Here is an 11,170-nt window from a genome sequence, read left to right on the forward strand (position 1 = left end):
AGCTGACGTTTATTAACATTTAAGATTTTTGCGGTTGGAGCTTTGATGTTTCTCAGCATTATCGGTGATCCTAATAAACAATAGGACGATCATTAGAAGGCTCGAAAAAGAGTAAATAAATAACGCCCACGGTTCACTTGAATCCGTCCCAATCGCAAGTCCATGGATAAGCATTAAAATCCAAGCAGGGAACACGGCAAAATGAATATACTTCCACTTCTTAAACCCCAATTTCTTCATGAAAAAATCGGAGGATAGTGCGACAAGGAAAAACAGATAAAATGAGAGTGTTCCCAATGCGGAAAATAACGATTCGTTTTCGGCATGAAAAGGGATGAATAGCTCATCTAGTGAGTAGGGAACAAATTGATCCTGCCAAATTAAGATGATATGAAAGATGATCGTAAGCAATCCATACCAGCTGCTTTTCTGGTGTAACGAAAGGAGCATTGCTTTCTTTTTCTTCAGTTTTGACAATGATTGAACTAATCCAAGAGAAAGGGATAGGGTTAGGAAGTAGTACCCCAAGAATCCTGACGTACGGATTAATGTCCAAGAAGAAAATAATTCGGTCACATCAATTCCTCCAATCTACCTGAGATAACCTTCCCCTGATCATTTACAAGAAGATAAGTAAACGCTGAACTTATTTTTTTTAATTGGCTTTTTATATTTTTCACTTCTTCGATGAGACAAAGTTTTGCTCCGACTTCTGCATCCAGGCAATTTTCTGAAATGACTGTCGCTTGGATGATATGATTCTCAGCAGGAAAACCAGTCTTTCCATTTAAGATATGATGCTTCACTTCATTTCCTTTGGTCCAACTCCGATAAATTACATTTGAAGTTGCGATACTGCCATTTTTAAGGCGAAATTGGGCGATTTCTCTATTTTTTTGCAGTGGATGGGCGACACCAATTTTCCATTCCTTTAATCCATCAGACCAAACCGTCATGTCACCACCTCCATCAACCATCCCTGCTGAAGCCCCACCAATATGCTTCAACCATTTTGCAGCTGCTTGAACGGTATATCCTTTCCCGATTCCTCCTAAATCAACCTTTCCTTCAGACGTCCGGGTGACGGTAATCTGTTTTGGATCAAACAAAAATGGAGAGGTTTTGCTGTCAATCAACGGAGGAATAACCTCCTCCTTAACGAATCCATTCATTGGGAAGGGAAAAGATAGTTGATATCCATGATATTGGATTTGTGATAGTAAATAGGGCGAAAACGAACTGTTTGTTTTCTGGCGATAATCGTCTGCTCTTTGTAGGACATCGTAAAGCGGCAGTGATAAATTCATTTTTTGCCCTATTTCTAAATTATTTAATTGCCCTAACTCATTGTCTCCTCCTTGAAATCGAGACCACTCCATTTCAACATACCTGACCCATCCTTCGATAACATCTTTCCAATTCGAAATCTTACATTGAGAAATAACAAAATAAAAGGTGGTATTCATAGCGTCAAAGGTTAATGTTTCAAATGTATCAGGATCTACTTGTTTGTCGATCACTTTGTTCAACACCTTTCGTTACAACATTATCCCCATTAATTGAATAATTTGACCAATCTAGTTGAACAAAATCCTTTTCCTCCTTGCTCATTGAATTTGTAATGATGGATTGATCGGATGTCAGGTTCTGACCCTGTTGATTCGTGCCAACCTGACTAATTACAAATGCGGAAAGCGCAGTACCTGTCACCCCGATAAGCCACTTTGATTTTTTAGATTTTGCCATAATGTTTACACTCCTTTAAATTGATTGAAAGACCAGTGCCCTTTTTGTGTTATCGAAAGAAATTCGGTAGCCAAGTGCATTTGCAGCCACTGAAATAGGAAGATAGATGGAATTCTCATAGGCGGTTGCTTGAGTTGGCATCGGTGTTTTAATCTTATTTTCAAACGCTGCGTTTGATCCTGCTCTAATGGCTAATTCTAGATCTCCTTTTTGTAAGACTGCTATCTTACTTTGCTGATAGAACTTGACTCGAGCACCTAAGAGTTCGGAAATACGATCAACAGAAACAAGTAACTGTCCTTCTCCTGGGATAAAGAAGACACTTGTTTCGTTACCTTCCACCAGAACAGTTAACTCAGCAGGTTCATTAATTGGCAAAGGATTGTCTGGGTTGTTCCTTGCCTCGCGAGACCAGACATTCCAATATTCTGATGGTTGTAGATTAGTGACTTGATTTTGTAGCGCGTCCCAGTTTTCATCATCATCCTCATTTGATTCTTGATAAAATTCAGATCTTTCATCATCATCGTCATCATGGTCGTGTCCATCATCTGCTATCACGCGGGTTCCAATTGAAATTACCGTGATGAGGATAGCCAACATCGAAATTAACTTTTTCCATTTTTTGTTCACCTTTTTGTCCTCCTTGTACCTTTTTTAAGCATTTTAGTCCACTAATCTGAAAAAAAACTGAAAACAGTAGGGTATAATAAAAAAACATAATAAATGTTATATTGGGTAAAGGTATTAAGGCTTACAGAAAAGGGGAATAGTTATGAATCCCATCAATGACCATCTAAAGGAAAACTTAAAAATCTTATTTGTTGGTTTTAATCCCAGCATCCGTTCGAGTGAGGTAGGTCATCATTATGCCAATCCTAATAACCGCTTTTGGAAAATAGTACACGAAGCAGGGTTAACGCCACGGAAGTTTGAAGCAAGTGAGGATGAAAAGCTGTTAGATTTAGGATATGGCTTTACAAATATCGTTGCACGGCCGACGAAGGCAGCAGATGAGATCACGAAAGAAGAGTACAAAGAGGGGAGAGAAACTTTAAGGAAAAAGATCGAATGGTTAAAGCCTAATGTCGTTTGTTTTGTTGGAAAAGGAGTTTACCAGCAATACAGTGGTGTAAAAGTCATTTCGTGGGGGAAGCAAATAAATGGCTTGGTTCCAGGGGTGATTGATTTCGTGGTACCATCTTCTAGTGGTTTGGTTCGTATGAAGATGGAGGAGATTATTGATATCTATAGAGGACTTGTCCCGATACTTGCAGAATAAAAACATCGACGGTACGTACACAGTTGCCGTCGATGTTTTTCATTTTTTACGATTCGAATTTTTTCTGATAGTGTGACAAAGCGATGAGCGGGAAAATGTAGCGATAACTGTGATAGTGAATGTAAAAAGCACCAGCCATTCCTTGACCCTTTGGATAAGCAGTGGTCCAATCTTCTTTTTCAAGTGAATCTAATAAATAGGTTATTCCTTTTCGAATGTGAGAAGTGGGCTCCTCTGAAATGGATATCAGGGTATCAAGTGCCCAGCCTGAATGGGTTAAGGTGCTTGCTTGTAAGGGCACGTATGTTTTTTTCCTATCGCTATGGCATGACTCTCCCCAACCGCCATCGCCATTTTGAATACTAAGTAACCAATTAACAGCCCTTTGAATCGAAGAGTGACCAGTAGGTATTCCCGCTGCCACTAAACCGGTTACGGCTCCCCACGTTCCATATAGATAACAAACACCCCATCTTCCATACCAGGAACCGTTCATTAATTGATTTTTCAACAGCCAATTGACTCCTTTTTGGATGGCCTTGTGGTCTCTTGATAGATTCGTATAATTACCCAAAAATTCCAGGGTCCGTCCTGTAATATCTGCACAGGAGGGATCAGTTAGCAAAAATTCCCCTTTTTCAAGTGGAAGGAATTCAAACAGCTTTGTATCGGTGTTTTTTTCAAACGCCGCCCAGCCGCCATCGTCATTTTGCATCGACAATAGCCACTCCAGACCCCGATCCCAGGCATGTCTATCGTGTGGAACGAGTCTAGAGAGCGAGCGAAGTGAGGCAGTTGTATCATCGACATCGGGATTCATTGTATTGACCTCGGAAAAGCCCCACCCTCCAGGTAAAGTCTTTGGATTATGGATGACCCAATCACCGAATTTATGCTGCTGCTTCTCTAGCAGATAACGATTGGCTTCTACGACCATTGAATCGTCTGATGAAACCCCAGCGGCTTGAAGGGAATAACCAATCAAGGAAGTGTTCCAGATATTAGCCGTTGTATACTGCATATGAGGGGTTCCGTTAATTTCACATTTCATCGCAAACAATCCATTCAGGGCTTTTGTAATGATAGGTTCCGTTTTCTTATATCCTAATGAGAGTAGCGCAAAGATCAGTAAAAAGGTACTGCTGAAATAACTATAAAAGGTGCCATCCGGTTCTAGGTGGTCGAGCATATACTTTTTGGCTCGTTCTATCGCTAGCTGATGAAGCTGCTCGGGTAAGCCCATTAATCTTTTCACTCCATCCTCGATAAACGAAAATAAGGAGCGATATTCAGAAGAACGAAACCAAGAATTATCCTGATTACGGTGTATATGCAGTTCGGAAAGATTAGGGCTATTCTTTGTCTTAATAAAAAATTTATTGTCAGCAAGTAGAATAATTGGAGTAAGATTGGCTCGGCCAAATACGGATAAAGAGTAGAAATTAATCGGAAAGTAGTGTGGTAAGAGTATGAATTCAATCGGGAGAGGGGAGAAATCCGGCCAAATATATTGCCCTGTTAAAGAAAGCATCACTTTTGTAAATATACTAACTTCTTCTAAGCCCCCTTTGGATAAAATAAACCTTTTTGCTGCACGCAAGCGTTTGTCATCTTTCTTTGTATATCCCGAATACAATAAAGCGTAATAAGCTTCTACGGTCGCACTCAAGTTTCCATCGCCTTCATCATAATAAAGTTTCCATGCCCCGTTTTTTTCTTGCTTACTTAAGATCCTTGAAACTAAGCCTTGAATTAATTCTTCATCATTTAATTCCAATGTCCGCAATAAAATGATCATATAAGCATCAGTTGACAGCCCTGTTTCAAAGGGGTAGTTCCAAGATCCGTCGGGAGATTGGTCTTTCCTTAGCCTTTCAATAATCCAATCGATGCCCTTTTTTGTATTAATCATAGTTAAGTACTCCTTCCTCTCCCGGAAAATTATTCTCTTTCATACATATTCCGATAGTGGAAGGAGAATTACGAAAGGAGGCCATGTGCCATATTTTTTACGAGAAATCGCGAGAAGTCACCACTTGAATTGATTAGAGACGAATTAAAGAAGAAAAGCAAACAAACATATTTGCCGCCATTGATTACAAAAAGCGAAGGGACACTTTTAGAACAAATAAAAAAGGAGACACAGGAACATAACATAAATAATGTCACAAGAACAAAGGCCTACCTTGAATTTTACCTTCACCATCCGGAAATCCATTGGGCTTTTCTCGGGCATATGGTCTCACGGAATGGCGGTTGGAATATGACGGACCTTAAAGGCGAATTCCTTACCCGTTTACTTTCAAAAATAGAGAGAGAGACCTTCTTTGCCTTTTTGGAGCGTGGAAATTGGTTGATCTTTCAAGATGTTTACCCGCAATTCTTGTTGTATAGGGAAGGCCTAAAGCAAAATAAACCGCTTTTTCATTTATGTTCGTATCTAAACATTTCAACCTTTATGGAAACGATATGGAATCACTTTTGGAGCAATCAAGAAACCTACATCCTCGCCATCGCGCTGATTATTAATGAACAAAGTTATTTGGAAAAGCGAGTGGTCCAAAATCCTATTTACCAAAAAGGGGTGATAAATAAACTCGAATTTCTCCTCCAGGATTTGTTTTCTTTTAACCATATCCTCTTTCCTTTTGGAAAAAGAAACCTTGTCGGACAAACACTTCATCAGTTTGAATCATTGAATGAACGGATTTTACTTGGAAAAAGATTATATGATGTCCTTTTTAAAAACAAGGAGCGTCTAAAACAAGTGTTGGAGTGGGCAAAAACACAGCCGCATACGGGCTCAAGGAAGGATTACTGGCCGCATATTTTTAATAACGTCAACGAAGGAATTCCCGGCTTTGCCTACCAAACGCGTTTAAAAGCCTGTCAGTTGAGGCCGCAAGCAAGAAGAATATATAGTCCGGTCCTTGAAAATGCTTGGAAGAATAGGAGTCAGTCGGAAGCCGAAAAAGGGGATTGGTTTGAAGATCCTTTTGTTGTTGAATATTTACTAGATGACAATGAAAAAATTGACGGGGAGATTAGAAATGAATACTGTAAAACACTGGAAAGACTCGAACTCGCAGCGATCGCTAAAAAAGCGATATCGATTTTGGATTAACCCTTCACTTACCGCCGTTTTTTTAGCTACTTTGCTTGCTACATATTTAGACCTATTTTTTGTAGGAAAAGATATTTATCGATTTCCAATGAGGCCAATGAAGGATACTTTCTCAATCAATATTGCGTTTACACTTGGGGTACTGCCTGTGCTGGTTTTTATCTTTCTTGAGGCGATGAACCAGGTTAATCGCCGGGGGAAAGTGGGCCTTATCTTATTTATTAGCCTGTTGATGCCTATTTTTGAAAAGTTTGCTGAAGTGATGGGGTGGTTTGAGCATACCGCGAACTGGAAACACCTCTATACGTTTATTGGATACCTTTTATTTTTAACGTTAATTTATTTATTTTACACATGGATGAAAAAACGAAAAGGTTAACATACAAAAAGCCGAGACTCACATCTCGGCTTTTGCGATGTAACCTAAGTTACACCTTGCCCCTTCCGTCCGTACAGTGGTTAAGTGTCCCGCAACAAGCGAATGTTCGGAAGGGGTACTATTATAGTACCACAACCATAGGAGAAATATAACCAATAGAAGAAAAATGGGTTCCTAAACTTTCTTTTCTTCAATGAAAAGTGTATGATAAAAATGATTTTTACATAAAGGAGTGTTTTCTAATGGCTAAAAAAGGATACATAGTAATGGAAAATGGAGAGAAAATGGAGCTTGAATTCTACCCGAATGAAGCGCCTAATACAGTAGCTAACTTTGAGAAATTGGCTAATGAAGGCTTTTATGATGGAGTTATTTTTCACAGAGTAATCCCAGGCTTTGTATCACAAGGGGGAGATCCTACTGGCACAGGAATGGGTGGTAGTGGAACAACTATTAAATGTGAAACTCAAGGAAATCCGCATAAGCATGTAGCAGGTTCTTTATCAATGGCTCATGCAGGTAAAGATACAGGCTCATCTCAGTTCTTTATTGTTCATGAGCCACAGCCTCATTTAAATGGTGTTCATACTGTTTTTGGACAAGTTACTTCAGGTTTAGAAACTGCGCTTAATATGAGAAATGGTGACAAAATGAAAGAAGTAAAAGTATTTGATGCTGAATAGGTAACTCAAGGAGGGCTATTTTAGCTCTCTTTTTTTTGTCTAATTTATGATCGGATGGGGCAAATTAACCTCAAAAATCTATATTGGGGGTCATTTATGAAAAAATTTGTGTTTATCCTGGTTCCGTTAATAATATTTACTTTTCAACAACCGACTTCAGCTGAAAAAATGGAACCCAAAGAATTAAAGGCAGCGGTTATCATTGATGATTTCGGTGGTGGTACGGGTGGAGTACGGGACTTTCTCGAAGGGGACATACCGATTACTGCCGCAGTTATGCCGTTTACAGATCACTCAAAAGAACATGCAAAATGGGCACATAAATACGGGATCGAAGTGATGATTCATTTATCAATGGAACCGAAAAGAGGAAAGAGATCATGGCTCGGGCCAAGACCCATCACGAATGATCTTTCACCTGCAGAAGTAAGGCAAATTGTCGAGGATGCGATTAAAGATGTTCCTTATGCGGTAGGCATAAATAACCATATGGGCTCCCTGGCTGTTGAAAATGAACAAATAGTTCGTGCAATCGTTGAGGTTGCAAAGGAAAGAAGATTATTTATAATCGACAGTGCAACAAGTCCAAATACAAAATTTCCGAAAATAGCTGAAGAACTGGGCGTCCCCATATTAAAAAGAGATATGTTTTTACGATATATCCTCGTCAGCGCATGTTCGAAACCAAATGATAAGACTAGCTAAGATAACAGAAATTAAAGGCACGGGAATTGCAATAGGGCATGTCGGAATAACTGGGAAGGTTTGTTCGATTGGGGTCTTTCAAGCAATAGACGAATTCAATAAACGAAATATAAAAATAGTCCCAGCTTCTAAGCTGTTTTCCGACAAGGTAGCAAAAAAGTATTTTATCCCCTTCAAAAAAGGCAGCAAATAACTTAAAGGGTTATTCCGTTTCCTATCGCAAAACGTCAATTTGCATAGGGAAGTGAACCAATTCCTCATTCTTGTATCGATTTTTCGTAGGTATGAGAATTCTTAGGCGGAAAATTTCCGTCTAATGTTTATAAAGGAAGCTAAAGCAGCAGATATAGGCGGAGATATTCCGCTTAACTGCTCTAAATAAGAAAAAATCTAAAGATTTTGATTATATAAGCGGAAAAAATCCCCTTATTTTTAAGGAAATATAGGTATTTCCCAATTTAGCCGGAATTTCTCCGTTTATTTTTCAAACACAGTGAAATCAACATTCAATTATAACAGAACCTAACCAATATTTTCTGTATATCAATTTGTAAGTGAAAATGTAGTGTATTTTGCTGACGACACTGGCAATTGTCCCCCCCCCATTTTAATATACTAATTGCACTACAAATTCTTCCTAAATAATTATTGAAATCCCATTATATCAACAAAAGGGACCTCCAAATTACCATACAATTTGAAGGTCTTTTTGCATTACATTTTTAATTTTTGCGATAGATAACGGAACCCGTTACAAATAACTGCCTTTTTTTCTTTGATAAATCTTCATATTTCTTTTACTCATCCGCTTTAACTGATAAAATGTCACCTATCAATCGCAAATAATTTCACTTTCAGCAAGGGAGAAGGATTAGTTAAAATGAAATTAGTTTCTTGGAATGTCAATGGCCTTAGGGCATGCGTTAAAAAAGGTTTTTTGGAATACTTTCAAGAAGTGGAAGCAGATATTTTCTGTGTGCAGGAAACAAAGCTGCAAGAAGGGCAAATTAGTCTTGAGTTAGAAGGTTATCAACAATACTGGAATTATGCGATAAAGAAAGGATATTCCGGTACCGCTGTGTTTACTAAGGAAAAACCACTTTCTGTTCGATATGGTGTAGGAACAGATGAGAGTGAAGAGGAAGGTCGAATTCTAACCTTAGAGTTTGATAATTTTTTCCTAGTCAATGTCTATACCCCTAATTCACAAAGAGATTTAGCAAGAATCAATTACCGTTTGGATTGGGAGGACCGTATCCTTCAGTATTTGAAAGAATTAGATGACCTGAAACCAGTTATCCTATGCGGAGATTTGAATGTCGCCCATCAGGAAATTGACCTTCGGAATCCAAAGTCTAATGTAGGAAATTCCGGGTTTACGGACGAAGAACGAGGGAAAATGACCTCATTACTTGCAGCGGGCTTCGTTGACAGCTATCGTCATTTTTATCCGGAACAGGTTGGTGCTTACAGTTGGTGGTCGTACATGGCTAAAGTTCGAGAAAGGAATATAGGTTGGCGAATCGATTACTTTATTGTCTCCGAAAAATTGCGGGATCGCCTTATAAATGCTGATATTCATTGCCATGTGATGGGGAGTGATCATTGTCCGGTTATACTTGAAATTCATTAATTTCATGCCATTAGTTTTTCTTATGACAAATTATAAAATCTGTGTCATTTTCTTTATAAAGAATTTCTATTATAGTAAATATAAAGAGGTATTCGGGGAGGAAATGATATGGATATCAAGAAGGATGTTCAAAAGCAGTTTGGAAAAAGTGCAGATTCCTATGTTAGTAGTCCAATCCACAAAAAAGGGAATGACTTATTAAAGCTTTTGGAAATGGCAACGATGACCGGTGACGAGGAACTACTGGACGTTGCAACTGGGGGCGGACATACGGCAAATGCGTTTGCTAACTCTGTAAAAATTGTCACAGCTATGGATTTAACGCCTGAAATGTTAAAAGCAGCAGAAAGATTCATCTTAGGTAATGGGCACCAAAATGTAGTGTTTAAATTAGGGGATGCCGAAAATATGCCTTTTTCTGATTGGAGTTTTGATATAGTTACCTGTCGGATAGCTCCTCACCATTTCCCTGATGTGGATAAATTTGTGAAAGAAGTCCACCGCGTCTTGAAGCCATCCGGTCAGTTTTTACTTGATGATAATGTCGTTCCTGAAGAAGATGACTATGATGTTTTTTATAATACGATCGAAAAACAGCGGGATTACAGTCATTTCCGAGCTTGGAAGAAGAGTGAATGGCTCAAGATGCTTGAAATGAATGGATTTGAAATTTCTGAAATGCATCGTTTTGATAAATCATTTCAGTTTGAGCCATGGTGTAACCGAATGAATTTACCTGAACGTGAAAAAGATAAATTAACTGAATACATCCTCAAGGCACCCCAAAAAGTAAAAGAAAAATTTAAGGTTTCCATTGTTGATGATCATGTGAACTCCTTCCAAGGGGAAGCAGTCCTTTTAAAGGCGGTAAAAAGGTAAAAAAGCCCTTTGCATAAAGAGAGGATTGCTCTTTTTGCAAAGGGTCTTTTGTGAATTAAACATCGTTTAAGGCCGTTCCGATTACATCAAATTCAGGTGATTTTTCCTCAAAAACTGATGGATTCAATTGCTCTTGTTCTACAGGAGTAACTAAACTACTTTCATCCTCTTTTTTCTGGAAGTACATACTCATATCTGGTCATCTCCTTTTTACTAACACAATTACAGAGATAGTTTTTCCCTTAAAAAGGAATCTAAACCTATTTTCTTATCTTTACCTATAGGTATGTAATTATATATGATTATTGCAAGTCCAAATGACTTCATTATAGTACTATTCAATTTATAAAAAAATGAAAAGAAGGGGTTGACGAATGGTTGTCAGGGTAGTATGATATTCCTTGTCGCTAAAACGAAATAACGTAGTTAAAAAATTATTTCTGGTGAAGTTGACATCGAAAAAACGTTATGTTAAAATAATAAAAGTCGCTAATTACTTGATTGGCTGACGAAGTAGAATGATAGAATTGTTCTTTGAAAACTAAACAAACAAAATCGTGCAAACAAACAAAAATTATTAGTTTCAGAAATGAAGCTAAGCCAACGTAACAAATGAGCTAATCAACTTTTCCGCGTATTAACGAGCAGTAATATCCTATCGGATAACTGCTCGTAAATACCCGATTGATTCGACTAACCATCACGGGGTAAAGCATCCCGTGATGGAAGTCTCATCTTA

Annotated in this window: 13 protein-coding genes; 7 read left to right on the forward strand and 6 right to left on the reverse strand. The window is 38.3% G+C overall.

Going from position 1 to position 11,170, the window contains the following annotated elements; all coding sequences use genetic code 11:
* Positions 1 to 12 precede the first annotated feature (12 nt).
* Genes RCG22_RS25290 through RCG22_RS25305 form a run of 4 tightly spaced genes read right to left on the reverse strand, consistent with a single transcriptional unit; the run spans position 13 to position 2,379 of the window.
* On the reverse strand, positions 13 to 576 hold the full coding sequence (locus RCG22_RS25290; protein WP_308105157.1) for a ferric reductase-like transmembrane domain-containing protein: 564 nt from the start codon (positions 574 to 576) through the stop codon (positions 13 to 15).
* Complete coding sequence (locus RCG22_RS25295; RefSeq protein ID WP_308105158.1) at positions 573 to 1,520, reverse strand: FAD:protein FMN transferase; 948 nt, start codon at positions 1,518 to 1,520, stop codon at positions 573 to 575. The genes RCG22_RS25290 and RCG22_RS25295 overlap by 4 nt, the downstream gene beginning before the upstream one ends.
* Positions 1,495 to 1,746, reverse strand: a complete 252-nt coding sequence (locus tag RCG22_RS25300) for a hypothetical protein (RefSeq protein ID WP_308105159.1) — start codon at positions 1,744 to 1,746, stop codon at positions 1,495 to 1,497. The genes RCG22_RS25295 and RCG22_RS25300 overlap by 26 nt, the downstream gene beginning before the upstream one ends.
* Before the next feature lie 15 nt (positions 1,747 to 1,761).
* Entirely contained in the window at positions 1,762 to 2,379 is a 618-nt protein-coding gene (locus tag RCG22_RS25305) for a copper amine oxidase N-terminal domain-containing protein (RefSeq protein ID WP_308105160.1), read from the reverse strand.
* Between the two features lie 142 nt (positions 2,380 to 2,521).
* Between RCG22_RS25305 and RCG22_RS25310 the strand changes: the two genes are divergently transcribed.
* A complete protein-coding gene (locus tag RCG22_RS25310; protein WP_308105161.1) occupies positions 2,522 to 3,028 on the forward strand; it encodes a mismatch-specific DNA-glycosylase in 507 nt (168 codons plus the stop codon).
* A gap of 46 nt (positions 3,029 to 3,074) precedes the next feature.
* Here RCG22_RS25310 and shc read toward each other — a convergent pair whose 3' ends face one another.
* Positions 3,075 to 4,940 carry a squalene--hopene cyclase gene (gene shc, locus RCG22_RS25315; RefSeq protein WP_308105162.1) on the reverse strand — a complete coding sequence of 622 codons (1,866 nt, stop codon included), beginning with the start codon at positions 4,938 to 4,940 and terminating at the stop codon, positions 3,075 to 3,077.
* A 90-nt stretch (positions 4,941 to 5,030) separates the two neighbouring features.
* On the opposite strand from shc, the gene RCG22_RS25320 reads away from it, so the two are divergent.
* From RCG22_RS25320 to RCG22_RS25350, 6 genes are all read left to right on the forward strand, one after another.
* A complete protein-coding gene (locus tag RCG22_RS25320; protein WP_374049489.1) occupies positions 5,031 to 6,152 on the forward strand; it encodes a DUF2515 domain-containing protein in 1,122 nt (373 codons plus the stop codon).
* A complete protein-coding gene (locus RCG22_RS25325; RefSeq protein WP_308105164.1) occupies positions 6,079 to 6,531 on the forward strand; it encodes a CBO0543 family protein in 453 nt (150 codons plus the stop codon). Before RCG22_RS25320 ends, RCG22_RS25325 begins: the two co-directional genes overlap by 74 nt.
* A 242-nt stretch (positions 6,532 to 6,773) precedes the next feature.
* Complete coding sequence (locus tag RCG22_RS25330) at positions 6,774 to 7,214, forward strand: peptidylprolyl isomerase (protein ID WP_166260344.1); 441 nt, start codon at positions 6,774 to 6,776, stop codon at positions 7,212 to 7,214.
* A gap of 96 nt (positions 7,215 to 7,310) precedes the next feature.
* Entirely contained in the window at positions 7,311 to 7,919 is a 609-nt protein-coding gene (locus RCG22_RS25335) for a divergent polysaccharide deacetylase family protein (protein WP_308105165.1), read from the forward strand.
* Between the two features lie 880 nt (positions 7,920 to 8,799).
* Positions 8,800 to 9,552, forward strand: coding sequence for an exodeoxyribonuclease III (locus RCG22_RS25345; RefSeq protein ID WP_308105167.1), 753 nt, complete (start codon positions 8,800 to 8,802; stop codon positions 9,550 to 9,552).
* Between the two features lie 108 nt (positions 9,553 to 9,660).
* Positions 9,661 to 10,431: a class I SAM-dependent methyltransferase gene (locus RCG22_RS25350; RefSeq protein WP_308105168.1), complete on the forward strand. Its 771-nt coding sequence runs from the start codon at positions 9,661 to 9,663 to the stop codon at positions 10,429 to 10,431.
* A 55-nt stretch (positions 10,432 to 10,486) separates the two neighbouring features.
* Here the strand turns inward: RCG22_RS25350 and RCG22_RS25355 are convergent, their stop codons facing one another.
* Entirely contained in the window at positions 10,487 to 10,624 is a 138-nt protein-coding gene (locus tag RCG22_RS25355; protein ID WP_166260332.1) for a hypothetical protein, read from the reverse strand.
* Positions 10,625 to 11,170 lie beyond the last annotated feature (546 nt).

The organism is Neobacillus nitrireducens, from assembly GCF_030915405.1.
In the GTDB taxonomy this organism is placed as follows: Bacteria; Bacillota; Bacilli; order Bacillales; family Cytobacillaceae; genus Neobacillus.